The sequence below is a fragment of the Haloglomus litoreum genome, assembly GCF_029338515.1.
Taxonomy (GTDB): domain Archaea; phylum Halobacteriota; class Halobacteria; order Halobacteriales; family Haloarculaceae; genus Haloglomus; species Haloglomus litoreum.
Genome location: NZ_CP119988.1, coordinates 1,367,495 through 1,390,263, shown reverse-complemented (window position 1 = coordinate 1,390,263; position 22,769 = coordinate 1,367,495). Strand labels below are relative to the sequence as shown.

25 protein-coding genes are annotated in these 22,769 nt (G+C 63.1%); 11 read left to right on the top strand and 14 right to left on the bottom strand.

Annotation, left to right across the window (positions count from 1 at the left end):
* Positions 1 to 62 precede the first annotated feature (62 nt).
* Complete coding sequence (locus P2T62_RS06840) at positions 63 to 1,292, bottom strand: DHHA1 domain-containing protein (RefSeq protein ID WP_276260652.1); 1,230 nt, start codon at positions 1,290 to 1,292, stop codon at positions 63 to 65.
* 117 nt (positions 1,293 to 1,409) lie between these two features.
* Here P2T62_RS06840 and P2T62_RS06835 point away from each other — a divergent pair, with 117 nt between their 5' ends.
* Positions 1,410 to 2,276, top strand: a complete 867-nt coding sequence (locus P2T62_RS06835) for a metallophosphoesterase (protein ID WP_276260651.1) — start codon at positions 1,410 to 1,412, stop codon at positions 2,274 to 2,276.
* 67 nt (positions 2,277 to 2,343) lie between these two features.
* Here the strand turns inward: P2T62_RS06835 and P2T62_RS06830 are convergent, their stop codons facing one another.
* On the bottom strand, positions 2,344 to 4,902 hold the full coding sequence (locus P2T62_RS06830) for a right-handed parallel beta-helix repeat-containing protein (RefSeq protein ID WP_276260650.1): 2,559 nt from the start codon (positions 4,900 to 4,902) through the stop codon (positions 2,344 to 2,346).
* A gap of 206 nt (positions 4,903 to 5,108) precedes the next feature.
* Here P2T62_RS06830 and P2T62_RS06825 point away from each other — a divergent pair, with 206 nt between their 5' ends.
* A complete protein-coding gene (locus P2T62_RS06825; protein ID WP_276260649.1) occupies positions 5,109 to 6,356 on the top strand; it encodes a tyrosine-type recombinase/integrase in 1,248 nt (415 codons plus the stop codon).
* 5 nt (positions 6,357 to 6,361) lie between these two features.
* On the opposite strand, the gene P2T62_RS06820 is transcribed toward P2T62_RS06825, so the two are convergent.
* The 7 genes from P2T62_RS06820 to P2T62_RS06790 form a co-directional block, all read right to left on the bottom strand.
* On the bottom strand, positions 6,362 to 6,574 hold the full coding sequence (locus P2T62_RS06820; RefSeq protein WP_276260648.1) for a hypothetical protein: 213 nt from the start codon (positions 6,572 to 6,574) through the stop codon (positions 6,362 to 6,364).
* Complete coding sequence (locus P2T62_RS06815; protein ID WP_276260647.1) at positions 6,571 to 7,176, bottom strand: J domain-containing protein; 606 nt, start codon at positions 7,174 to 7,176, stop codon at positions 6,571 to 6,573. Before P2T62_RS06815 ends, P2T62_RS06820 begins: the two co-directional genes overlap by 4 nt.
* Positions 7,176 to 7,433, bottom strand: a complete 258-nt coding sequence (locus P2T62_RS06810) for a hypothetical protein (protein ID WP_276260646.1) — start codon at positions 7,431 to 7,433, stop codon at positions 7,176 to 7,178. Before P2T62_RS06810 ends, P2T62_RS06815 begins: the two co-directional genes overlap by 1 nt.
* 115 nt (positions 7,434 to 7,548) lie before the next feature.
* Complete coding sequence (locus P2T62_RS06805) at positions 7,549 to 7,821, bottom strand: hypothetical protein (protein ID WP_276260645.1); 273 nt, start codon at positions 7,819 to 7,821, stop codon at positions 7,549 to 7,551.
* Complete coding sequence (locus P2T62_RS06800) at positions 7,818 to 8,261, bottom strand: hypothetical protein (protein ID WP_276260644.1); 444 nt, start codon at positions 8,259 to 8,261, stop codon at positions 7,818 to 7,820. The genes P2T62_RS06805 and P2T62_RS06800 overlap by 4 nt, the downstream gene beginning before the upstream one ends.
* Positions 8,258 to 8,488: a hypothetical protein gene (locus P2T62_RS06795; protein WP_276260643.1), complete on the bottom strand. Its 231-nt coding sequence runs from the start codon at positions 8,486 to 8,488 to the stop codon at positions 8,258 to 8,260. The genes P2T62_RS06800 and P2T62_RS06795 overlap by 4 nt, the downstream gene beginning before the upstream one ends.
* A gap of 91 nt (positions 8,489 to 8,579) precedes the next feature.
* Positions 8,580 to 8,852 (bottom strand): hypothetical protein, encoded by a 273-nt coding sequence (locus P2T62_RS06790; RefSeq protein WP_276260642.1) that lies wholly within the window; start codon positions 8,850 to 8,852, stop codon positions 8,580 to 8,582.
* A 356-nt stretch (positions 8,853 to 9,208) separates the two neighbouring features.
* Here P2T62_RS06790 and P2T62_RS06785 point away from each other — a divergent pair, with 356 nt between their 5' ends.
* Complete coding sequence (locus P2T62_RS06785; protein ID WP_276260641.1) at positions 9,209 to 9,457, top strand: helix-turn-helix domain-containing protein; 249 nt, start codon at positions 9,209 to 9,211, stop codon at positions 9,455 to 9,457.
* On the opposite strand, the gene P2T62_RS06780 is transcribed toward P2T62_RS06785, so the two are convergent.
* The gene (locus P2T62_RS06780) at positions 9,436 to 9,669 is read right to left on the bottom strand and encodes a hypothetical protein (protein ID WP_276260640.1); all 234 of its coding nucleotides are present in this window, start codon (positions 9,667 to 9,669) and stop codon (positions 9,436 to 9,438) included. The genes P2T62_RS06785 and P2T62_RS06780 overlap by 22 nt on opposite strands.
* Positions 9,670 to 9,825: 156 nt before the next feature.
* Between P2T62_RS06780 and P2T62_RS06775 the strand changes: the two genes are divergently transcribed.
* From P2T62_RS06775 to P2T62_RS06765, 3 genes are read left to right on the top strand one after another with little or no spacing between them, the layout of a single operon-like run.
* Entirely contained in the window at positions 9,826 to 10,092 is a 267-nt protein-coding gene (locus P2T62_RS06775) for a hypothetical protein (protein ID WP_276260639.1), read from the top strand.
* Positions 10,089 to 10,211, top strand: coding sequence for a hypothetical protein (locus P2T62_RS06770; RefSeq protein WP_276260638.1), 123 nt, complete (start codon positions 10,089 to 10,091; stop codon positions 10,209 to 10,211). The genes P2T62_RS06775 and P2T62_RS06770 overlap by 4 nt, the downstream gene beginning before the upstream one ends.
* Positions 10,208 to 10,414: a hypothetical protein gene (locus tag P2T62_RS06765; protein WP_276260637.1), complete on the top strand. Its 207-nt coding sequence runs from the start codon at positions 10,208 to 10,210 to the stop codon at positions 10,412 to 10,414. The genes P2T62_RS06770 and P2T62_RS06765 overlap by 4 nt, the downstream gene beginning before the upstream one ends.
* A gap of 737 nt (positions 10,415 to 11,151) precedes the next feature.
* On the opposite strand, the gene P2T62_RS06760 is transcribed toward P2T62_RS06765, so the two are convergent.
* Positions 11,152 to 11,655 (bottom strand): hypothetical protein, encoded by a 504-nt coding sequence (locus P2T62_RS06760; RefSeq protein WP_276260636.1) that lies wholly within the window; start codon positions 11,653 to 11,655, stop codon positions 11,152 to 11,154.
* A gap of 462 nt (positions 11,656 to 12,117) precedes the next feature.
* Between P2T62_RS06760 and P2T62_RS06755 the strand changes: the two genes are divergently transcribed.
* From P2T62_RS06755 to P2T62_RS06745, 3 genes are all read left to right on the top strand, one after another.
* Positions 12,118 to 13,062, top strand: a complete 945-nt coding sequence (locus P2T62_RS06755) for an HNH endonuclease (RefSeq protein WP_276260635.1) — start codon at positions 12,118 to 12,120, stop codon at positions 13,060 to 13,062.
* A gap of 163 nt (positions 13,063 to 13,225) precedes the next feature.
* Entirely contained in the window at positions 13,226 to 13,447 is a 222-nt protein-coding gene (locus tag P2T62_RS06750; RefSeq protein ID WP_276260634.1) for a hypothetical protein, read from the top strand.
* A gap of 241 nt (positions 13,448 to 13,688) precedes the next feature.
* Entirely contained in the window at positions 13,689 to 14,219 is a 531-nt protein-coding gene (locus P2T62_RS06745; RefSeq protein WP_276260633.1) for a hypothetical protein, read from the top strand.
* Between the two features lie 694 nt (positions 14,220 to 14,913).
* Here the strand turns inward: P2T62_RS06745 and P2T62_RS06740 are convergent.
* From P2T62_RS06740 to P2T62_RS06730, 3 genes are all read right to left on the bottom strand, one after another.
* Entirely contained in the window at positions 14,914 to 17,598 is a 2,685-nt protein-coding gene (locus tag P2T62_RS06740) for a restriction endonuclease (protein ID WP_276260632.1), read from the bottom strand.
* A gap of 83 nt (positions 17,599 to 17,681) precedes the next feature.
* Positions 17,682 to 18,419 (bottom strand): Cdc6/Cdc18 family protein, encoded by a 738-nt coding sequence (locus P2T62_RS06735; protein ID WP_276260631.1) that lies wholly within the window; start codon positions 18,417 to 18,419, stop codon positions 17,682 to 17,684.
* A gap of 70 nt (positions 18,420 to 18,489) precedes the next feature.
* Positions 18,490 to 18,642 carry a hypothetical protein gene (locus P2T62_RS06730; protein ID WP_276260630.1) on the bottom strand — a complete coding sequence of 51 codons (153 nt, stop codon included), beginning with the start codon at positions 18,640 to 18,642 and terminating at the stop codon, positions 18,490 to 18,492.
* A 185-nt stretch (positions 18,643 to 18,827) separates the two neighbouring features.
* On the opposite strand from P2T62_RS06730, the gene P2T62_RS06725 reads away from it, so the two are divergent.
* A complete protein-coding gene (locus tag P2T62_RS06725) occupies positions 18,828 to 19,772 on the top strand; it encodes an HNH endonuclease (RefSeq protein ID WP_276260629.1) in 945 nt (314 codons plus the stop codon).
* A gap of 797 nt (positions 19,773 to 20,569) precedes the next feature.
* A complete protein-coding gene (locus tag P2T62_RS06720; protein ID WP_276260628.1) occupies positions 20,570 to 22,681 on the top strand; it encodes an N-6 DNA methylase family protein in 2,112 nt (703 codons plus the stop codon).
* The last annotated feature ends 88 nt before the right edge of the window (positions 22,682 to 22,769 follow it).

Genomic DNA, 22,769 nt, shown 5'->3' with positions numbered 1-22,769 from the left:
CAGCCGGCCATCACGGAACGCAGGCGAGCCCTCGCTGGTAGGCGGTCCTGGTCGGCCACGGTTCACTCTCCGCGGAGGAACGCGACGACCGCCTCCGGGTCGGCATCCAGCCCGCCAGCCTGCGCGACGGTCGGTGACCCGCCACCGCCGCCACCGAACCGTGCTGCCACGTCGTCGACCACGTCGCCCGCGTCGACGGTCCCGTCCGTCGCGACCGCGAGCGAGGCGTCGTCGGTGACGAGCGCGACGACGGCTGCCGTCTCGCCGGCCAGCGCGCCCGCGCGGTCCGCGAGGGCGTTCGCATCGACCCCCTCGATGGTCCCGACGAGCCAGCGGCCGCCGTCGCGCTCGACGATGTCCTCGCGGAGCGCGGCCACCCGCGCGTCGACGTAGCGCTCGCGGAGCGCGGACAGCTCGGATTCGAGGTCGGACCGCTCCTCCTGCAGCCGCCCGACCGCGTCGGGCAGGTTCGAGACGGCCGTGCCGAGCGCCCGCGCCGCACCAAGCGCCGCGCGGTGGTCCTCCGCACGGCGGTCGATGGCCCGCGGCCCGACGGCGAACTCGACACGGGTGAGTCCCTCGCCAGGGTTCGAGCGCTCGAGCACCGTCACCGGGCCGATCTCGTGCGTGTTCCCGACGTGTGTGCCGCCACAGGCCGCGACATCCCAGCCGTCGATCTCGACGAGGCGCACGGTGTCGCCCGTGATGCCCTCCTCGGTCTTCGTGTTGAACGCCACGTCCTCGCGGTCCAGGGCCTCGTCCGCGGGGACGCGCTCCCACGAGACCGGGCGCGCGTCCCAGACGGCGCGGTTGGTCAGGCGCTCCAGTTCGACGAGGTCGTCGTCATCGACTCCGGCGGGCGTCCGGAGGTCCACCCGGACCTTCCCGCCACCCGCCGTTCCGTCGTCGATATCGGGGGCGGTGATGCCGAACCCGCCGTAGCCGAGGTCGTCGAACAGTCGGCGGCCCGCCCCGTACAGGGCGTGGCTCGCGGTGTGGGCCCGCCGGCAGTAGGTCCGGAACGCGGGGTCGACCTCGCAGGCGACGACCTCGCCCTCGTCGGCGGGGAGCGGGTCGGCGAGGTGGTGGAGCACGCGCCCGTCGACGGACTGCACGTCGGTCACCGGCACGCCGGCGATGGTGCCGCGGTCGGCCGGCTGGCCGCCGCCTTCGGGGTAGAAGTACGTCTCCGAGAGCACGACGGTCGGGTGGTCGGGCTCGTCGGACGCGGCGACCGTCGCGTCGAACGACGTGACCGCGGGCTGGTCGGGTGCGAGCGAGTGGGCTGCCATGGCGGGCCCACGACCGCAGGGGGCTAACCGCTGACGGTGCGGGCCGGACCGCGACTGCGCTGGGTGCCGGTGGACTGTTGATGCTGGCGCCCGGGCGTTCACTTCGGGGAGAGACACGTGCAGAGCGCCCGGATCGACAGCGTCGACGCGTTCGCCGGCACACCCAGCATCGTCCACATCAGCGACGTCCACGGCTATCTCGACGAGGCGCGGAGCGCCCTGCTCGCGGTCGGCGAGAGCAACCGGTTCGACCCGGTGGTCACCGCCGACGCCGACGAGCGACTGCACTGGGCTGGCAACGACCACGTGCTCGTCGTCAACGGTGACCTCGTCGACCGTGGCCCCGAGAACGAGGCGTGCCTGGACCTGGTCTGGCGGCTCGTCGAGGAGGCACCGCCCGGACGGGTCCGATACCACCTCGGCAACCACGAGCAGGCCATCCTCCTCCCCGGGCAGGTCCGGTGGCCGGACGCGTTCTCGACGGGGCTCGACCGGGCCGAGCGCCGAGCGTTCCTCGAACGCATCGCCGACGGCGACGTGACCGCCGCGTTCGAGGGGTACGGGTACACCTACTCCCACGCCGGCAGCAACGAGGCGCTCTCGGCCGCCACGGTCAACGACGAGTTGCGGGCGGCAGCGAGCGAACTCCGCTCGGCGATTGGAACGGACGACGACGCCGCGGTACAGGACCGTCTCGAGGACGAATACGACCACCTGTTCGGGCTGGGCGAGACGAGCGCTCGTGGCCCCGGTGCCGGCCTCACGTGGCTCGACTTCCGGCACCTCGACCCGACGGCCCCGCCACAGATTGTCGGCCACTCGATGCAGACCGAGCCGGTCCGCAAGGGGAACGTCGTCTGCGGGAACGTCATCCGCCGGAACGAGTCGCGGCCGTGGGGCGAGGGCGTGCTGGTGGAGACACCCGAGGAGCTGTTCGGGGTGTTGCGTGGACTGGACCGGGAGGTCCGCGTGATACGGATCTGAGAGGGAGGCAGGTGGAAGGTGTCTGGAGCACGGTGGTTCCTCTCCACTCCTGCTAGCCGAGATGGCCTCACCCGCAGGCCGCGTTCTCGCCGATGTCGTTCGACAGGACGATGCCGTTCGCCCGGTCGAACCGGATACCCGCCCCGCAGTTGTCGGTGATCCGGTTGTCGACCAGCCGGGTCGTCGAATCCAGCCTCTCACCATCCGCCACGGTGACGCCGGCGCCATCGTTCGCGACCAGTTCGTTCCCCCTGATCTCGGCCGAACCCTCCACGATCGAGATACCGGCCCCATCGTTCACACGGACACGGTTGGCAGCGATGTCCCCCTCGGAGTTGTCGAGGCTGATGCCGACACCTCCGTTCGAGACCACGTCGTTCTCCGCAATCGTCCCACTGGCAAGCTCCAGACGGATACCGGAACCGCCGTTCGAGACCACGTCGTTCTCCGCGATGATACCGTCGGCCGAATCCAGACCGATTCCGAATCCGTCGTTCCCTGTGACGCTGTTCCCCCGGATGACAGCGCCGTAGCTGTCACCAATCTCGATTCCGTCGCCCTGGTTGTCGACGACCCGATTGTCGATGAATACGGGATCGTCGATGGCGTTCGACGCCCAGATACCTCGTCCGTTCTCGGTGACGACGTTCCCCGAGACGACTGGTCCATCGCCACCCTCGAACAGGAAGAGCCCGATATTGCGGTTTCTCACGATTCGGTTATCCGTGACCTCGATTCCAGCGCCGAATTCGTCGATATCGATTCCCCCGCCGTTCTCGACGACTGTGTTTCCGGTGACTGTGAGATCGACCGTATCGTAGAGTGACATAGCGTAACTCGAACTCCCCCTGATCGTGACGTTCCGTACGGTGATCCCGGTCGCCCGGGGATATTCCCAGCCCCGGTAGATGCCCCGCTCGAACCCCTCGATTGCGAGGTTCTGAATGGTGACGTTCGATTGCTCGATATCGTCAGGTGATTCGATGAGCACACCGTTTCCGGTACGTTGGTCAACGGTGCCTGGGTCCTCGCCGTTGGGATTGCCGATGATGCGATGACCATCCCCGTCGAGGGTCACGTCGCTCGCGCGGATGGTGAGACAGTTGTCGGGGCCCGCTGCCTGAAGATCGGTCGTCAGCACGTAGCGACCGGGCTCGTCGACCACCGCCCCACACTCCTCGATGGGGCGCGACGCAGGAGGTGCGTCCGCGCTCGCGAGCCCGAACAGCCACGCGTCGTCGGCTCCGCTCCCGGCAGTCTCTGTCCGCCCCACGACGACGTAGCCACCGTCGGCGGTCTCGACCAACCCCCGGGTACTGTCCTGGCCGGAGCCGCCGACCGTCCTGGTCCAGTCGACCGTCCCGTCGGCGTCGGTACCGACGACCCAGGCGTCGAACCGACCGGCGCCGTACGAGTAGGTGTCGCCGGCGACGGTGTAGCCGCCACGCTCGGATTGGACGACAGCCGCACTGCTCTCGCTCCGGGGACCGCCGTACGTCCGCGACCACTGCTCGACACCGCTCGCGTCCGTCCGGATCAGCCACATATCCCGGTCGCCGGCCCTCGAGGCGAACGAGCGCGTGGCCCCGGCGAGGACGAACCCTCCGTCCCGGGCCCGGGTGACGGCGGTCCCGAAGTCGTCGTCGCTCCCGCCGAAGGTACGCCGATACTGGATCTGTCCCTCCGAGCCGACCCCGAGGAGGAACATATCCGTGCCACCAGCACCGGCCGAGTCCGTCGTCCCGGTCACGGCAACGCCGTCCCGCCCCTGGGCGATGTCGCTCGCCACGTCCATCCCGTCACCACCGTATGTCCGCCGCCAACGAGCGTCTCCCATCCCATCCGTGCGGAGGACGAGCACGTCTCGCTCCTCGCCGACCATGCGGTCCCCGACGATGGTGTACCCGCCGCCGGAGGCCGGCACGAGTCCGACCCCGCGTGCGTCACCCGCCGGGTCGAAGGTCCGGCGCTCCCCGATGGTGCCATCTGGCCCCACCTCGACGAGCCAGATGTCGCGTTCGTCGGCACCCGTGGGCCGGGTCGAGCCGACGAACGCGAAGCCCCCGGTCGGCATCGCGACCACGTCCCGGGCCAGTTCTACGCCCTCACCGCCGTACCGGCGTGACCACTCCAGCGTGCCGTCGGGGGCCACACGCGCGAGCCACGCGTCGCGGTCACCGTCCTCGGTGGTGAATCCCGCCACGACCACGTCCCCGTCCGGCGCACGCACGACGGCCCTGGCCACGTCGAGTTCGTCGCCCCCGATCTGCCGATTCCAGGCCACCGCCGGCGGTGCTCCGAGCGTCTCCACATCCGTCGCGACAGCCCCGGAACGGGAGCTGTCGTCCGGAAGCACGAGTCCGGAGCCGTTCACTGGAGGCACGCCAGCCCCAGCGAGATCAGCCGGCAGAGCATCGATTTCGGCTCCCGCCGGCTCCGCTATCGAGGCGGGTCCCGGCGAGTCGAGTGGGAGGGATGCCCCGCCAGCGACCTGCAGTCCAGCGATGACGAGAGTCACCAGAACGAGGCCGAGCCCGACGGGGCCCGCCGAACGACCGATACGGAATAGAGCCCGATGAGGGCCGTCGTCCGGAGAACCCCCGGGTCGGGAGCGGTCGTCTCGCATGCTCCCGGGTCATCGCCCACACACTTCGTTACCCGCCGGGTGCCAGGAGGTAAGCCCACCCCAGGCCAGAGTAGGGCCGGATATCGGAGCTACGAGATGTCGCAGAAGCAGGCGGCTACGAGCGTTGTTTCAGGAAGCCGGTAGGGGGCTACCAACCTGTTGTCCACATCCCTACTTATAATATACATGAACCCGGGGGTGTGTACATGGCCGATCCTCGGGAGACTATCGACGTGCTCCGCGACCGCATCGAGACCAGCGATGACCTCAGCGATACCGACCGAGAGGCCCTGCTCGCGTTCTCCGACCAGCTGTTCCTGCTCAAGTCCGAGTACTCGGACTATCGCCACGAGAAGCTCCTCCGCCACTGCACCATCATGGGCGAGGAGGTCGGCGACATCGCCGCCGCGCGCGAGGACCGCGCCCAGGCCGAGACCATCGTCCGCTGGATCAACTCCACCTACGACAACGAGGAGACCAACCGGGACTACCGGCTGGCCCTGCGGGCGTTCGGCAAGCGAACGGTCGGTGACGGCGAGGTCCCCGACGCGCTGGATTGGGTTCCCTCGAGCACGAGTTCGACCTACGACCCGGCGCCCGAACCCAGCCAGATGCTCCACTGGGAGGCCGATATCGTCCCGATGCTCGAGGCCTGTTCGAATCCGCGTGACCGGGCCATCATCGCTGTCGCGTGGGACGCCGGCTGCCGGAGTGGGGAGTTTCGCGACCTCGACGTCGGGGACGTGACCGACCACCGGCACGGGCTCCAGATCACCGTGCAGGGCAAGAACGGCCAGCGGACGGTCACGCTCATCCCGTCGGTCCCCTACCTCCAGCAGTGGCTCACCGAACACCCCAGCGGGGCGGCCACGGACCCGCTCTGGTCGAAGCTCTCGGCGGCCGAGGCCATGAGCTACAACAACTTCACGAAGATCCTCCGGCGGGCGGCCGACCGCGCGGACGTCAACAAGCCCGTCACGCTGACGAACTTCCGCAAGAGCAGCGCCTCCTATCTCGCCTCGAAGGGCGTCAACCAGGCCACGCTCGAGGACCATCACGGCTGGTCGCGGGGCAGTGACGCGGCCTCCCGATACATCGCCGTCTTCGGGGATGCCGCCGACGATGCGCTGGCCGAAGCGCATGGCCTCGAAATCGAACGCGAAGACGAGACCGACGAGAAGGCCGTCACCTGCCCGCGCTGTGACAAGCAGACCCCGAGCCACGAGGAGTTCTGTGTCTGGTGTGGGCAGGCGACCGACCCCGGCGCGGCCGATACGATGCGGGAGCGTGAGGAGGATCTCCGAACTGCGGTGATGCGGCTCATCCGCGATGACCCTGCCGTCCTCGATACCGTCGAGAACGCCCAGGACCTCCTGACCGTCCTCGACGAACGCCCCGAGCTCGCCGACGACGCGAAGCGGTTCCGCGACGCGCTGCAGGAGTTCGAGTCCTGAGCGGGTCACGGCAGCTCACCCCGCTGGAGCGCATCGAGTTCACGTTTCACCTCCTCGATATCGCGCTCGGTGCCGTAGTGGTTCAGCAGGGCAAAGGCATACGCTCGGACGTCAAGCGTCGAGCCGTGATGGAGGATCTGTGCGAGCTCTTCTTTGTTCCGGCGGACGTACTCGTGGCCGGTCTCGTCGGATCGCTTCTGGAGTGAGGTCTGTGTCATGGCTGGGAGTCCTCGAGGAGCTGCTCTTCGGCGCTGACGATACGCTGGAATGCCTCGGTGGAACCGCCGTTGTCGGGGTGGGTTTCTTTCTTCTTCGCGCGGGCGGCCGCCTCGATGACGGCCGCCGGGGCGTCGGGGGCGACCCCGAGCACTTCGTGGGGCGGCGGGCCCGTGGCGACCGCCTCGTCGGGCCCGGGCAGGGCCTGGGTCTCGAATTCCGAACCCACCGTCTGGACGCCGTACCGGTCCAGCGCGCGTTTCGCGTCGAGGTACTTCGCGATGGCCCGGGCGTTATCCCGGAGGTTGTCCCACCGGTCACACGGGAACGCGACGCCCTGGCCGTCCAGGTCACAGTAGACCACGACGCCGGGGTCCGCGGGGTCCCGGTCGGCGTACGGCCGGTGGGGGTGCGCCTGGGTGTGTGGCGCGGCGGTCTCGATGCGGATGTTGACCGCGCCCATCAGCTCGAGCTCGGCGAGGATTCCGTCGAACGCCTCGGCCCGGGAGACTCGGAACCCGTGGGGGTACGGCTCGCGGTCGGCGGGCGGCGTGCGTTCGAATCCCGGCGGCCACTCCAGGCTGGACTGGGTGGTGTCCCCCATCACCGAACCACCCCCTCGTCGATGGCGTCCCACTCGAGGACGCCGACCTCTGCGAGATGCTCGACGATCTGGCGGCGGGCATGGCGGTCATCGAACGTCTCGCCGCACGAGCAGCGATAGTGCTGCCGGCCGAACCGCTCGTCCCAGTCGAGGGCCGTGCCATCCGCGGCGATAGACTGGAGGATGGCCTCCCCGTGTGGCGCCGCAGTGATGCGGTGTGCATCGGGGACGGCGTGGGTGTCGGCGTCGCCGCCCATCACCACGCACCCCCGAGCGTCCGCACGGTGATGACCGCGACCATGGCGATGCCGGCCATGAACGCCAGTATCGAGACACCGGCCGCAGTGGCCAGCAGGAAGGCCAGCAGGGTGCTCATCGCTCGCCCTCCACGCGCTCGCGACCGTCGGCCGTGATGCGGCGGTACCCGTCCGTCTCGGGGACGAGCTCGGTCAGGCCGAGCGCGTCGAGGACGGCCAGCCGGCGCTTCAGCGTCCGCTCGGTGCAGGACAGCGCCGTGTCGGCGGTCACGTTATGATACAGGACCTTCGGCGGCAGCGCCAGGTCGACACGCGCGAGGTAGGCCAGCAGCTGCTCGTCGCGCTCGGTGACGCGGCGCCGGACGCCGTCGATGGTCCGGGCGCTCATCGCTGGGCCTCCGTGCCCGCGAGGTCGGCCAGGTGCTCGCGGAAGCACCGCTGGCTACAGAACGCGTCGGGGCGGTAGTGGTCGCTGGCCTCGACGGCGAGTTGCCAGATCACCAGGTCGTTCGTCTCGTGGTGGGCGCCAGGCGCGGCCGCGGGGTCGCCACAGTGCGTACACGCCCACTCGTTCGGGCCCGGCAGTGTCGAGAGATGCCGCTGGATGACATCCTCGAACGATTCGTCCTCGAGGGCCGCCCACTCGAGGCGCTCCCAGGTCTCGCTGGTGACCCGGACGTGGTTGCCGTTGGCGGTCTTCAGGTGCTCGGCGATGCGCACGAAGGCCCCCGCGTAGCGGGCCGGCAACTCAGGGTCCTCAGTCGCTTCGTCGGCGTAGTGCTCGGCCGTCTCCAGTGCCTCGTTGAAGGCTGCCAGCGGGTCGATCATCGCTGACCACCCCCGCGGACGGCCTCGCGGCGCTCGATGGCGTAGTCATGGCCCGGGTGCGTGGGGTCGTGCTGGTACTGGTCGTGGAGGTTCTCGATGACCCCGAAATCGTCCGTCCAGCCGGTGTAGTGGGGCAGGTCGGCCACGTACCAGCGCAGCCGGTACTCGGTATCCGCGGTCGGTTCGGCGTCGGTACGTTCTTCCGTCGTGTTGGCTAGGGTTTCCATGGTTCTCTTGCTAGGGAACCGTGGTCCGGACCGGAGCGCGCCGGGTTTTGGACAGATTGGGCGCGCTCCAGTGGGACCACGGGTGGTTGGCTCACAGTGCGTCAGTGTCGTGACCGACAGCCACGCGCTCGCGGTAGGCTTCGCGGGCCCGGTCGAACGCGCCCGCCGAGATGTACGTCTCGATGACGCTCACGTCGCCCTCGCTCAGCAGCTGCTGGTCTTTCGCTCGCTTGAGCTCGGCCAGCAGCTCGTGCTGGGCCTCTTCGAGGGACTGCTCGGCGGCCCGGTACTCCCGCTCGGCCGCGACGGCATCCGCCGCCACGTCCAGGAACGGGTGGACACGGTCAGGGTGGCGCTGTGCCATACCAGTTGGATGCGCGGGTGGGGTGGTAAGGCTCGGTGCGCGGTGTTGGAAGTGACCGAAGTTTCGCTCAGATGCCGATTTCGGACGTGAGCGAATTGCTACCCCGGATACCTTTCCAACACGGACCCTTTCCGAAAGTGGGCCTGCAGGCGGGCGCCGATGGTCGTGCCGGCGCGCGGTGACTGTGGTCATGGGTGGTCAAGCGGCGTGGCCCCGCCGGGGGTGCCCGCTGGTGAGCAACGTCCGGTGGGTCGGCCGCTTCGACTCTGACGTAAGCGGCAACCCACTTAACCTTTGGTACAAGCAAGAAGAATATCATGGGCGGGATATTTTAGCGCCAGTCTTCAAATACGGGTGTGACAAGGGGACCAGAACCAGAGATCACGGATATCGATATTCTCCGGCACTTCGTCGTGTCCCCGGATCCTGCATTCGTCGCCTCAGAGATTGCTGAAGAGCTAGATGTTACGACTGAAGGCGCACGCCACCAGATGAATAATCTGGTCGACAGAGGGCTTCTATCGAGAAAGAAGCCCGGACAGCGGACTGTGATTTACTGGGTCACCTCTGCTGGGAGAGAGTATTACGCCGAAAACGTATCCTGATTCTGGGGGAGCCACCAGATAACGGTCCTCGGGCTCGGTTTCTTCGAACAGACCATATCCTCACGCTCCAGCTGGTTCAAGCGGTTCCTCACTCCCTCAGTACTCATCTCGACCATCCCGGCAACTTCGCTGGTAGTGTAGGCAGGCTCTCCTTCCTCGTCCATCGCCGAGATTATCTCTTCATCTTTGACGGTCCTTTTTCCCTGTCCCATAGAGCGCCCTAATGTTTGCAATTGCAAAAAGTTTATGCGGCTCGCGCTGTGTCTACCGGATAGGAACAGACGCCTCTTGCGGGGGAATTTAGACGAAACGCCGGATTCCCCGCCGCGTCCCAGCGCGACGAGGCCGACGTTCCGAACAATACAGCAATGGCAACTCGACTCTTCAGCGACAAAGTCGTTGCGGGGCGTCCGAAGTGGCTCTGTATCCAGGGCCGCCCGGACGCCGAGGGCGCATGGCATCATCTGAACACCGCGACCGGTGAGATCGTCGTGGTTCGGGACGACCGCATCGAGCACCGGGAGAACCTGAATCAGCGGAGCGTCGCCGAGTGGAAGGCGTACGTGGCCGCACGCCGGGGCTGGACCGAGTCTGAGCCGACGGCGGCCGATGCGCTCGTGGAGGGGAGCGCATGAGCGCCGATGCGATGGCGCGGTGCCTGGGCTGTGGCGCCGAATTCGAGAGCGTGCGCGAACTCCGACGCGGCGAGAGGCACGCCGAGGGCTGCGAGGAGCCCGGCGAGGTGTTCGCATGAGCGAGCTCGAGCCCGAACCGGATTGGCAGTTCGTCCGAGCGCGGGTCCGGAAGGCGAGCCGGCTCACGCGGCATCCTGAAGCGCGTGACGAGCTGCGAGCCGTGTTGGGTGAGCTGGCGCCGGACCTCGGGGCACCCATCGAGCAGTGTCCAGCCTGTGGTGTGCTGGGGACGCGGGAGCGACTGCGGGAGCATAGCTGCTGAGACTGACTGAGCTGGTCACTGCGGCTGTTTCGATTGATGCAACGTATTCCGGCCCCACTGCCGACTATACAGCTACTAGTGTATCCGGGAGAGTTTCTCGTCAGCGTTCCCGTGGCCCCTTCTAACAACTAATCCTGCAACACACCTCAGAATCACTCTGTGTCGGGACTGTTGTGTTCAGTACCCCCATCTCGGTCACTTGACGGCCCATCAAGATCCAGTCCTTCGGAACCTGCCTGGTCTCTCGATGGGGAATCTGGGGAATCCGTATCTTCATCTACTGGAACTGTGTCTGGACGAGAGCTTCCATCATGCTCAGGTGGATTAAAATCGATTGGTGGCCACGTCAACTCAAATGAAATCGGCGATTGAACGGTTGTATAATCAAATATCAGGGCCCAACCTAGACATAGGATCCCGATAATGAACAGTGCCGAATTGAATATAGTCAATTGCCATAGCGTGGTTGGATTTCTCGAGAGGAGAGAGTGAGTGAGAAGAAATGAGAGAGAACCCATGATAGTGCTAACGACGAATGCTGCTCCAGCAAATGTTGAGTACTTCGCGGAACGCTTCAGTACTTCGTCATAGTTCTTGTTCTCTACCTTTACATTATCGACATTTGGGTCTAAGAGACTGGAAAACGAATTATTTCTCAGGGAAACACAGATTCCCAGTAGCACTGCAGAAATCGAAGCTGCAGTCAGGAAGAATGACCCGTAATTCAGCATCCGTAATCAGACGATATTCAGAGTAGCCATCCCATCCCACAGAGCCTCGCAGTCTTCAGGCGTGAGGTCTAGATGAGATTTTTCCTCTTCAAGCAGATAGTCGATTAAGATGTCGTGGGGCAAATCCTCGTTGTTCTCCGAAAGCCAGTGTAGCGAGGCAGCTGCCTCAAGCTTCTCCACATCGTCTTTTATCGGATCCAGGAACTGGAGTACCTCCTGGAATCGTCCTTCAATCTCCTCATCAGAGAATTTCGTCGGCGAGACATCTTCATACATCTCTTCCAGCCGGTACCCGACTCTTGCAAGTTCGGGGGAGTAGGGGCCATGGACGTACCAGTTATACTCATACCCCAGGTCGATACCAGCGGCTTGGATGAGGTAGATGGTCTTCTGGAATTTCTTTCGACCTTCTAATGACCTGTTGGAGAACTCACCGACTCGTTTGATGATGCCTCCGATGTAGTGCGCTTCCTCATCGAGGCCATTATCCTCATTTACGTGGATTGACATTCCCCTGGTGGCCGGTTCTGGACACCTCATGTCCGGACGGTGGCCAGCCGTCTTGATTGCCTGACTCCCGATTACCTGTCACCCAGTCTGGAGCGGGTAAATAGGTTCGGGATTTGCTCGTATATGTCTTCTGGCATCGTCCAATCTTATCGGACGAATCCGTACGTTAACTCACTTGTCACGGCTTCGCATAAGTACATGCGGACTAAATCCTGGTAAGTAGTGGGTAAGTGCGGTGAAAGTAAAGCGTCAGACATAACGGTGACAAAGGACGTCTCGAGTGCTGAAACTACCCGCAGATATCGGTACAGGGCCTTGGATACGGTGGGGGTAGCATACCAGTCCGGCGATGGTTCTAGGCGGGCCGAGATGGTGAATCTCAACGAGGACTCTTAGATTGGTGAACGTCGAAGAACTGACTGCCCCGGTACTGCAATTACCCCTCCACCGGACTACACGCCAATGCCACCGCAAGCGACGAAGGACTGGCTGTCGCTATTGGAACAACAAGCCCGAGAGCGAGGAGTCTACATCGACACCGACATCGACGGACGCATCTTCCACTTCCAGCTCGGGGAGGACCCAGGAGTGATTGGGAAGGTCCGGTACTCTGAGGCAAAGAGCCGCGAGTACGAGAACGAACAGGGCCAGAAGCACATCTGGCATCGATACAACCGAGAGGTCGAAGCGATCGAGCAGGGCGCTGAACGAGCGGTCGTCAACATCACGCTCGACGTCTGGGACAAGCACGAGTTCGACCCGGACGAGCACCATTTCATCTTCCTCACCCAGCAGCTAATCGAGGAGGAGACCTACTCCAAAGGCGACCAGAAGATCTGGATCGAAGGCGAGGGCCAGTACTCTGGCCCACTCGGCAAATACGTCGATGATTGGGACGCAGTGTTCCAGTATGCGACGGAGCCAGATACCGTCCCGCAACCAACGGCCACTGACTCCGAGACGCAGCCGGCAGACCAGGGCGGAGTGCGCGAGGACACGTCCGGGACGCTCTCGGAATCGCGCCGGACGCAGGTGCACGTGAGCACCGAGTTCAGACGGGCCGTCTTCGAACGGTTCGAGCACCGCTGCCCGCTGTCTGGAATCGAACACGCGGACCTGCTCACGGTCTCGCATATCCTCGGTCGGGCCGACCATCAGCAGCTGGCCGAAGATATCGAGAACGTTGTCCTGCTGGACTGGACCCATCACATGGCCTTCGACGCCGGCCTTTGGACCTTCGATGAATCCGGACGCATCTGGCTCAACCCAGAGTTTGAGACGGCGAGTGAGTCACTCCAGCGCTCCTTGACCGGGCGACACGGGGAGAAAGTAGAGGAGCTGTCCCTGGTGGCTGATGAACATATCGAGCAGCACAACGCGGCACTGGACTGGTGGCCGCCGCGGTAGGCGTCGTCTCTGGGAAGGGGCTCGTGGCATTATTCTGGATCTCGTTGGGAGGAGAGGTAATTCGCTGGTGCCTCGGCTGCGGCGCCGAATTCGAGAGCGTGCGCGAACTCCGGCGTGGGGACGCCCACGCCGAGGGCTGCGAGGAGCCCGGCGAGGTATTCGCATGAGTGAGCTCGAGCCCGAGCCGGACTGGCAGTTCGTCCGGGCACGGGTCCGGAAGGCCAGTCGGCTCACGCGCCATCCCGAGGCCCGCGACGAGTTGCGGGCCGTGCTGGGTGAGCTGGCACCGGACCTCGGCGCGCCCATCGAGCAGTGCCCGGCATGTGGGGTGCTCGGGACACGGGAGCGGCTCGAGCAGCATGACTGCACGCGGGGGCGGGCATGATGGAAACTGAGTGGCTATACCCAGCCGACACGGTCCGCGGCCGAGCGACACACCGCTCTGGCGATTTGTGGTGCGTTCCAGGCCGAGCATGACGACTCGGAGCTACTGATTCCGGTGCTGGTGCCGGTGCCACCGGCGATGAAGGCGGCGCGTAGCGTGGACATCGGCGGCAAAAAGCCCCGGAGATTTACCACGTTAGATATAAACACGCATACCCCTTGAATCGGTCTGGGGAGAACCCGTGCTACTGGAAGCACTCGCTCAAGACGGTGCGATACTGGGAATCATGGCCGTCCTGATCCTGTATTGCCTGGCCGAAGGGCTCAGGCCGCAGGCTGCAATCGTGTGGGGCTTCGGCGGAGCCCTACTGTTGTTCTATGTCGTTCTCCCGCATGAGCCGTTCAACCTCCCATTCCTCCGGGCCAAACCGGTCTTCGAGGAGTTCGTCGTGCTTGCAGGAATCGTTGCCATCATCGGTGGCCTCCTCGGGCTTCCGGGTCTGTTCCAGGCGAGCAGGGATGGTGACCCCTCGGACTCCGCCTCTCCTGTGGAGGCGGAGGTGGGGCAATTGGCCGAACTGGCGAGCCGGCTCGCTTCGATTATCGAGAACGCCCTCTCCGGGGGGGTCACGCTCTTTGAGTTGGTGTTCAAGAAGCACCAGCACTTCGGGAATCGTGAGCCCGGCGTTTACGATGCACAGGTGGCTGCCTATACGATTCTGTCCATCGTGGGACTCTCCGTGCTGGGGTCGGTCCTGTTCCTGAACCCGTAGGGGGCTTCGTTGCCGTGGGGCAACGGCCTCCCGCCTCCTCGTGCCGTCAGGTGAGGGGGCAGTGAGGTGTACCCTACCCAGTCGGACCCGTTGTAGGGCGATATGTCGACAAAAATGGTATGCACCAATCGGACACAATGTGCGAAATCTGTGCGACGACAATGGACGTGGCATACGGGCGCTTCAGCGTCCCCGCCGAGTGTAGCCCGCTGTACGGCGAGAGTGCGGTCTTCCCGGCCCCGGAGGGCCCCTTGATGAGTACCTGCCCGAGCGCACTCCAACTGCTATCGTCGACGAGCGGGCTCAGCGCGCTGCGGGGGGCATTCTTCTCTGCGTTGCGATGCTGGAGGTCCTCGGGGACCCACTCGCGGTCGAGATAGCTGGCATCACGGATCATCACTGTCCCCGGGTCGGGTCGAACACTGGCGGCTGATATAACGCTATGTCGTCAATTTCCAGATTTCCAGATTCTTTCGCTGCGGCCAGCGCCTTGAGCGTGGCAATCGGCTGGTCGCTCCCGGAGCGGTCCAGGAGGACCCAGACAAGGTTGGGACGGAATTGCGGTCGGTCGTGCGGCGTCTGCTGGTCGCCATACCCGAAGCGGCGGCCGAGGAGTACTTGCGCGAGGGCGTCGGGTGTTGGATAGGATGGAGAAAAATACCAGCAATCAGTACTTCTGGGCCGGACGTTCAACTTAGACAGGCGGCGGCACGCCAGATTCGCTCAGCGCCCGAAGCAGGTCATCCCCGTCCATCAGTTCGAGCCCCTGCGGGAAGTCCGCCGCATATTGCTCGGCTGTCGACGCGAAGGACGAACTGGTCACCACGATCGCCCGGTCTGCATCGCCTTTCGCGAGCGTACTCGAGAGCTTCTGCAGCGTTTCCCGGCCAACGGTATTCCCGTCCGTGAAGTGCTTTGCCTGAATCGCGATCCGTTCGTCGCCAGCCTCGGCCCACACGTCGACGCCGAGGTCTTTCGTCCCGGCGGTCACTTCGGTCTCGTATCCACGGGCGTCGAACAGGGCTGCAATAATCACCTCGAACTCAGCCCAATCGAGGTCGTTGAGTTGCGTTCGGGTCCAGCGGGAGGATTTGAGCCGCTGCACCTGCTTCTGAACCGGAATCACGGAATCCGGGAACCGCTCCTCGAGCGCCGTGCGAATCGTCCGCTGCCACTGCTCGGCCTCAATTGCGGGGTGGGTGGGGTCGACCGTCTGAAGATACTCGAGGACCTGCACCGAGCTCTCAACGAGGGTGCGAAGCTCCGCCACAGAGTCCTCGGCCCGCGACTCGGATTCGACCGACGAAATCAGTGCCTCAACAAGGCTGTCGAACGGGTAGTCTGGATACTGCTCCATCGCGTTGATCACCTCGCGGCCGAGGTCGAGATGACGCTCAGCAGTCGCCAGACGTGCGGATATCGCGGGGAGCTCGTCAGGCAACTCGGCCGTCCAAAGCTGGGTCTCCACTGCCTGCAGTATCTCGGATGCCGCCCCGTCCGAGGATTCAGCACTCACTGCCTCAAGCCGATTCCGCGCGGTCTGGTACTGCCCGAGTGACGTAATTACCGTGTCAAGCTCGTCAAGCGCCGCTTGTGCGTCGCCGACCGTCGTGCAGGTCCAGGGTGCGGCGTCAGCCACTGAGAACGGGACCGTCTGCCCCGCCGGGCTGGGAAGCTTCGAGCCACTCTGGTAGGCCTTGAGCCGGAGGTCAAAATACCGTTCGTGCGCCTGAACCCATGCCCGCAGTTGGCCGAGGCCTGATTTGGCCCGCTGGAGATTGGTCGTCGAGGGACGATATTGCTCGGTCACCCGTTGCCGATGCGACTCGGGAACACCGTCTCCCAGAACGAACTCGACGGTCGCTTTCAGATGCGACGCTTTGGCCGAGCCGATTCCAGGGACCTCTGCCAGTTCGGCTTCGGAACTCTCGGCAATCGATTCGAGGGTATGGAAGCCAGTCGAGCGTAACGCCCGCGCTGTCTCTGAGCCGACGCCTGGAAGGTCCTCGATGTGGATCGAATGTATCGTGCCTTTAGCCCGGGCCTGCAGTTTTGAGGCGGTGATTTCGCCGATATCACCGACGTCCACGAGCGTCGAGAGAGCAACGGTAGAGAGGTCACTGCCATCCGTAATCCCCACTTCGGACAGCGCTTCAGCACGCTGCTCTCCAATCCCATCGATTGCGGTCAGCTCACGCCCCCTCGGGGCGTCGGTGTTTGAAGCGAGCAGCGCTGCTACCCGTGCATACTCACGATAGAGGTGGACCCACTCGCTGGCGCGTTGTCCTTCTGCTTGCACCTCCTCGGGCGATGACAGCTCTGAAATCGCGTCTGGCGACGTAACCGCTTCAGCGAAATGCTCCGAGAAGCCGGTTTCCGAGGCCGTGCGCTGGGCATCCTGATATGTGCTCGCGTAGCTGTCGAGCGAGTCTAGCCATGCCTCGAGTGCATCGACACTTTCGGTGGCGCTCTCGGCATCATCATACGACTGTACGTAGCTCTCAATGAGGGTCGTAGCGAGATTTGAATCACCAGACGAAGACATCTCTGCTCGCTGTGTTCGGAGCTCCAGAAGCCGGTCATACGCATCGACGAGGGTTTCAAATCGTGTGACCACCCGACGGGCACCATCGAAGTTCTCGAACTGTCGCGGATTGAACTCGGCTGTCTCAATGGTGATGTCTCCATCAAACTGCTGCTCCAGTGTTTGAGCGTCTTCGTGTAGTTTCTCGTACCGCTCAAAAACAGAATACCACTCATCGAGTTTGTCTACCTCCCCAGATATGAATGTAAACGGGAGAACCCAACACGCGCCAAACAGCGTGGCCGAAATAATCGAGATGAGTACAATTCCACTGGCAAATTGTTCCAGACCGATAGGGAAAAGAATAACAGAGATCGATGCACCCACAACAAATCCACCCGCAGCATTTCTAAACAAGAGCGGTGCTGAAACAATAAATGTCGCAATCTGGTCAAACATGTCGGGGCGATCAGAACTGTCGATGAACGAGAGGTTGGAATGGCCCCCATCTATTCCTATTACGCATGCAATAGAACTTGCGACGACGAACAATCCGGCTGAGGCGGCAAGTTGAGTTCCAAATGAGGGTACTGGCCAGTCAATGGGTATCGCTATCGATAGCGCCGTCCATATCGCCAGAGATAACACTGCGATGGCTACTGCATATTTAGACCGCTCTGTAGTTGTGAACAGATGCTTACTTACAACCCGATTTTTATCTGAAACGGCGTCGCTTGGGTGCCTCAGTGAGGCCCCGGGCGTCGCGAATAGCAGATAAAATATCACCTTGTCCACAACCTCAATCTGGCCAGCCCCCTCTCCAACGATATCCTCGTTCACCGGCCCCGATGCCATGCCAGAAGGCCACTGTCCATTCACAAAAAAGGATGCTACGAACGTCTGATGGAGAGGTTACTCACTCCCCCACCCGATGGCCATCATCGTCCGGACGTCGTCTGCCGCTCGACAAGATGGTACGTCGCCCACGACCGCCGAAGGTCGTGACTGCTGACCTCACGCCACCGCTCGGGCTGGCTGGCGTCCTCGGCCACCTCCCCAGCGGCCGCCGTCACCCACCGGCGCACACTCGATTTCGAAGCCTGCACCCACGACGCGCCACTCCCCCGCCCACGCTCCCGTGAGACCCGCCGCACGTTGGCCTCGACCGGCTCGAGCATCCAGGCGTCTCGAACCGTCGGCCCACCCCCAGCGGTGTTCTTGGCCCGGACCTCGAGGAACCAGCACTCGCCGACCTCACTCCAGCGCAACTCGCCACCCCCAGCGCGCCCCACGCCACCAGCCAACGCCCGCGCGGCCCGGGGGCTGAGGATATCCGCCAGCGTCTCGGTGTCGTAGGCATCGACCGCCAGCGGCCGGAGGTCGGTCACCCGAGACTGCAGGCGTGGCTCGAGCGTGCCGACCCAGCGGTCGGCGTCGGTCGTAATCGCGACCACAACCGCCTCGGAATGCTCGATGAGTTCGCGCAGCAGCGTCTGCGCCTCCAGCCGGTCGACCTCGTCCAGGACGACGACGAACGGCTCATGATGCTGCCGGACGAGCTCGTGGAACTCGTCGTGGGCGACGCTGCGCTTGACTTGTGCCCGTAAGCCCAGCCGATGGAGCAACGGCTCAAGCACCTTGTACTCGGTCCCGCTGCGCCAGCCGTCGACGTACATACTCGGCGGGAAGAATGAGGCGCCGTTAGTTGTCAGAGAGCGAAATCCGGGGCACTCAGCAGCCCCGGGATTAGAACTTGAGGCTGTCGTCGAGTTCTGCGTTGCTGACCGTCCGACCAGCAGCGAGATCGTTGATGCCACGGAGAACACCTTCGGGAACAACAGGGTGGGCGGCAGGCTCGACGCCCTCGAAGTCGCCCACGTCTCGTGGCTCCGTGCCCATACCAAGTCGTAGGCAACGTTCGGCACTTAATCCATGTGCTTACTCACATCGCCCACAAGAGCAGCTAAGACTGCTGTTCGACAGCTCTCCACCCGGTCGTTTCAAAGTAGGTCACCTCGCTTGGTGAAGGCCGTAGAGCCGACTGGCCCGGTACTGAAATGAACCTCCCGCCGGACCACACAGCAATGCCACCGCAAGCGACGAAGGACTGGCTGGCACTTTTGGAGCAACAAGCCCGAGAGCGAGGGGTCTACATCGATACGGATCTCGACGGCCGCATCTTCCACTTCCAGCTCGGGGAGGACCCCGGCGTCATCGGGAAGGTCCGGTACTCCGAAGGCAAAAGTCGCGAGTACGAAAACGAACAGGGCCAGAAGCACATCTGGCATCGCTACAACCGCGAAGTCGAGAAAATCGAGCAGGGCTCCGAGCGAGCGGTCGTCAACATCACGCTCGACGTCTGGGACAAACACGAGTTCGACCCCGACGAGCACCATTTCATCTTCCTCACCCAACACCTGATCGAGGAGGAGACCTACTCCAAAGGCGACCAGAAGATCTGGATCGAAGGCGACGGCCAGTACTCGGGGCCACTCGCCAAATACGTCGATGATTGGGACGCAGTGTTCCAGTATGCGACGGAACCAGATACCGTCCCGCAACCAACGGCCACTGACTCCGGGACACAGCCGGCAGACCGAGGCGGAGCGAGTGAGGACACGTCCGGGACGCTCTCGGAATCGCGCCGGACGCAGGTGCACGTGAGCGCCGAGTTCAGACGGGCCGTCTTCGAACGGTTCGAGCACCGCTGCCCGCTCTCTGGCATCGAACACGCGGACCTGCTTACCGTCTCGCATATCCTCGGCCGGGCCGACCACCAGCAGCTGGCCGAAGATATCGAGAACGTCGTCCTGCTGGACTGGACCCATCACATGGCCTTCGACGCCGGGCTCTGGACCTTCGATGAATCCGGACGGATATGGCTCAACCCGGAGTTCGAGACTACGAGTGAGTCACTCCAACTCTCGTTGACCGGCCGACACGGGGAGAAAGTAGAGGAGCTGTCCCTGGTGGCTGATGAACATATCGAGCAGCACAACGCGGCACTGGATTGGTGGCCACCGCGGTAGGCGTCGTCTCGGATAGGGGCCTCGTGGGATGGATCTCAACGTCGTTGGTAGGCGGGCATTTCGCCGGGGCCTCGGCTGTGGGAGTACGTGCGAGAACTTGTGCGAGCTCCGGCGTGGGGGCAGGCACGCCGAGGGATGTGAGGAGCCTGGCAAGGTGTTCGCATGAGCGAACTCGATCCCGGCCGGATTGGCAGTTCGTCCGGGCGCGAGTCCGGAAGGCGAGTCGACTTACCCGGAATGCTGAAGTCCGCGACGAGTTGCGCGCCGTACTGCGAGAGCGGGCGCCGGACCTCGGCGCGCCTATCGAGCAGTGCCCGGCCTGTGGGGTAATGGGGACTCGCGAACGGCTTCGCGAGCATGAGTGCTGATAGCTCAATTAAGAGATGGTACTGCCACTGTAACAGTGGTAAGAGGGCAAGCACCCCTGTTGTTCCGGATCAACACTGCCGGTACCTTGCTAAGGGCACGTCTCCGGAGGTTTATCATGCCCCCCTAGTAGTATGTAGTCGTGTATCCTGAGGAGCACCGACCGGAGGCCACCTTCGATTCAGGTGACTCTATCAAAACATACCTCTCTCGATCTGTTTCAGGAGGCGCGGACGGAACGAAATCCGCCGATTTAAGGGGCACAGCTTTCAGATCGGTCCGGTTACCCGTTGCAAATCTAACCTTGCTTTCCAGGTTAAATCATGGCGAGTGCAGGACTCCAAGCGGGTTGGATAGGTTGAAGATGTGGAGCGCCGACAGTCAAACTACTCTATCCATGCACCATTGGGGCCGACCAACCACCAGCTAAGATGAGCCGTCAGCTGTCACCTCCGGACGGAATAGAGGAGATAGAGGGTGAAATAAGGGATGTCGGGAGTGAAATCTACGAATACCTCCAGTTTCCCGACGACCGGACAGCGTCAGTGAACGACTGGATGGCCGACTTCGGTGTCACTGGGGCCGGAAATCCGGACCGACTCATGTGCAATCTCGCGGCCTTCAACCGGTTGCTGAAGTCTACGCTCTATCAGATTTATCAGGAGGAATCGGAAGCACTGGAGCCGCTCGCTGAGACCGACGATATCTACGCAGAATTGATTCAGGCCGGGGCAGAGACCGATGACGAAGCATTCAGCGAGAACCCGCTCGATACCCTTGTCAAGGGAATCGACGCGGAGTTGTTCGCCCCTCTGTTGGATACCCGAAAGCACGTTCGTGGCCTCGAAATGCCCACAGATGCAATCGGCGAGCTATTCGAAAACCTCGTTCCGCCCGAAATTCGCCGGGAACGAGGGCAGTTCCGTACCCCCCGGCACGTGGGCGAATTCATGGCCGCCTGGGCCGTGACTGCTGGCGATGATGAGGTGCTCGATCCGGGCATCGGCGCTGGCGTGTTGACTGCCTGCATGTACGACGAGAAGCAGGCAGCCCCGGAGCCCAGCAAGGTAACTGAGATGTGGGGCGTGGATGTAAACGCTTTAGCGATCGTCATGGCCTCTGCAGGGTTGAAGCTCGAGAATGGGGATGGGTCGCCGAACTTTCATCACTCGGACTATATGGATACCTTCGTCGATGGCTCGTCGACGCGTCTCGACCAGCGGAACCCGAAACGGATTCCCGAAGTAGATGCGATTGTCGCCAATCCGCCGTACTCTCGGAGCCACGCTCTTGACGAGGGCCGCGGCCGGTACAATAGAATCCTCGATGCAGAGGCAGGGGTCTCCATCACTGGCCAGTCGCCGCTGTTCGCGTACTTTTTCGCCCATTCCGAGCAGTTCCTTGGGCAAGGGGGGCGGATGGCATTCATCACTCCGTCCCGGTTCTTCGATACCGTTTATGGAGAGACCCTCCGAGCGTTTCTGCTCGACCGTTTTGCGATTCAGGCGTTCGTCTTCCTCGATTTGGACACGCCGGTGTTTGGGGCTGCAGACGTCATGCCCTGCATCACTCTACTCGAAAAGCGGGCGATTGGTGATGACCACGATACAGCGTTCATCAAGGTAGACGAATGGCCCGCCGTCGAGACGCTCCTTGCCGCCGTCGACGGCGCGATGACGGGGGAGACCGAGTTCGGCCTGGTGAATCGAGCTGCCCAGCATGAACTGTTAGTTGAAAACGACTGGCGGAACTACGTCAACCCGGAGGAGGTGGATTCAATTCCGGGACTGACCCCCTTCCGTCAGGTGGCGGATATCAAACGCGGTATCGCGACTGGAAAGAACGACTACTTTTGTTTGACTCAGAGCGAGGTTGAAGAGTGGAACCTCGACCGGTCTCACCTCGCGAGGCTCATCCGCCGGACGAGTGGGTTCAAACAGCTGGAGTTCACCGACGATCACTGGGAGTCGCGGAGAGAGGGTGGTGACGAAGTGTGGCTGCTCTACTGCTATGATGACGATGAGAAGCTCAGAAACGTTGAGGACGAAGCGTTACAGTCGTATCTCGACCACGGACGTGAGATTGGGGCTGACAAAAGTTACTTAGCTGACAACCGTGACCCCTGGTACGCGGTTGATTGGCGGGCAACCCCGGACATCGTGGCCACGTACATGAGCAAGGATGGATTTCGGTTCATCCGAAATGGGGCTGATATCCGGACCCTGAACAACCTCCACAATATCACACTCGATGGGTTCGACGATACGGAGGTAGAGGCGTTGTTGGCATACTTGAACAGCAGCGTCGCCGATGAAATCACGAAGCGGAGTGGACGGACGTACGCCCGTGGGCTACATAAAATCGAACCAAACGAGCTCAAGGACGTCCCCATAATCGACACAAGGGAATTGCCGAGGGACGAAGCCAAACGGCTGGCAGCAGCATATTCCGACCTTTGTGAGGGACTTGATAGTGGACAGGACGTCGAAGATGTTTCCTCGAGGCTAGACGATACCGTTCGAGACATACTCGGCCTCGAATAGGGTTCGTGAGATTGAGCGGGTCTGTGTCCCTAGTACAGTAACGGAAAAGACTGGATAGGGGGTGTGACCGGAGACCCATCTGAGAGAT

Coding starts and splice junctions, on each gene's coding strand:
- P2T62_RS06840 (WP_276260652.1), bottom strand. CDS start 1,292: ATGGCAGCCCACTCGCTCGCACCCGACCAGCCCGCGGTCACGTCGTTC.
- P2T62_RS06830 (WP_276260650.1), bottom strand. CDS start 4,902: ATGCGAGACGACCGCTCCCGACCCGGGGGTTCTCCGGACGACGGCCCT.
- P2T62_RS06825 (WP_276260649.1), top strand. CDS start 5,109: ATGGCCGATCCTCGGGAGACTATCGACGTGCTCCGCGACCGCATCGAG.
- P2T62_RS06820 (WP_276260648.1), bottom strand. CDS start 6,574: ATGACACAGACCTCACTCCAGAAGCGATCCGACGAGACCGGCCACGAG.
- P2T62_RS06815 (WP_276260647.1), bottom strand. CDS start 7,176: ATGGGGGACACCACCCAGTCCAGCCTGGAGTGGCCGCCGGGATTCGAA.
- P2T62_RS06810 (WP_276260646.1), bottom strand. CDS start 7,433: ATGGGCGGCGACGCCGACACCCACGCCGTCCCCGATGCACACCGCATC.
- P2T62_RS06805 (WP_276260645.1), bottom strand. CDS start 7,821: ATGAGCGCCCGGACCATCGACGGCGTCCGGCGCCGCGTCACCGAGCGC.
- P2T62_RS06800 (WP_276260644.1), bottom strand. CDS start 8,261: ATGATCGACCCGCTGGCAGCCTTCAACGAGGCACTGGAGACGGCCGAG.
- P2T62_RS06795 (WP_276260643.1), bottom strand. CDS start 8,488: ATGGAAACCCTAGCCAACACGACGGAAGAACGTACCGACGCCGAACCG.
- P2T62_RS06790 (WP_276260642.1), bottom strand. CDS start 8,852: ATGGCACAGCGCCACCCTGACCGTGTCCACCCGTTCCTGGACGTGGCG.
- P2T62_RS06780 (WP_276260640.1), bottom strand. CDS start 9,669: ATGGGACAGGGAAAAAGGACCGTCAAAGATGAAGAGATAATCTCGGCG.
- P2T62_RS06775 (WP_276260639.1), top strand. CDS start 9,826: ATGGCAACTCGACTCTTCAGCGACAAAGTCGTTGCGGGGCGTCCGAAG.
- P2T62_RS06770 (WP_276260638.1), top strand. CDS start 10,089: ATGAGCGCCGATGCGATGGCGCGGTGCCTGGGCTGTGGCGCCGAATTC.
- P2T62_RS06765 (WP_276260637.1), top strand. CDS start 10,208: ATGAGCGAGCTCGAGCCCGAACCGGATTGGCAGTTCGTCCGAGCGCGG.
- P2T62_RS06760 (WP_276260636.1), bottom strand. CDS start 11,655: ATGTCAATCCACGTAAATGAGGATAATGGCCTCGATGAGGAAGCGCAC.
- P2T62_RS06755 (WP_276260635.1), top strand. CDS start 12,118: ATGCCACCGCAAGCGACGAAGGACTGGCTGTCGCTATTGGAACAACAA.
- P2T62_RS06750 (WP_276260634.1), top strand. CDS start 13,226: ATGAGTGAGCTCGAGCCCGAGCCGGACTGGCAGTTCGTCCGGGCACGG.
- P2T62_RS06740 (WP_276260632.1), bottom strand. CDS start 17,598: ATGGCATCGGGGCCGGTGAACGAGGATATCGTTGGAGAGGGGGCTGGC.
- P2T62_RS06735 (WP_276260631.1), bottom strand. CDS start 18,419: ATGTACGTCGACGGCTGGCGCAGCGGGACCGAGTACAAGGTGCTTGAG.
- P2T62_RS06730 (WP_276260630.1), bottom strand. CDS start 18,642: ATGGGCACGGAGCCACGAGACGTGGGCGACTTCGAGGGCGTCGAGCCT.
- P2T62_RS06725 (WP_276260629.1), top strand. CDS start 18,828: ATGCCACCGCAAGCGACGAAGGACTGGCTGGCACTTTTGGAGCAACAA.
- P2T62_RS06720 (WP_276260628.1), top strand. CDS start 20,570: ATGAGCCGTCAGCTGTCACCTCCGGACGGAATAGAGGAGATAGAGGGT.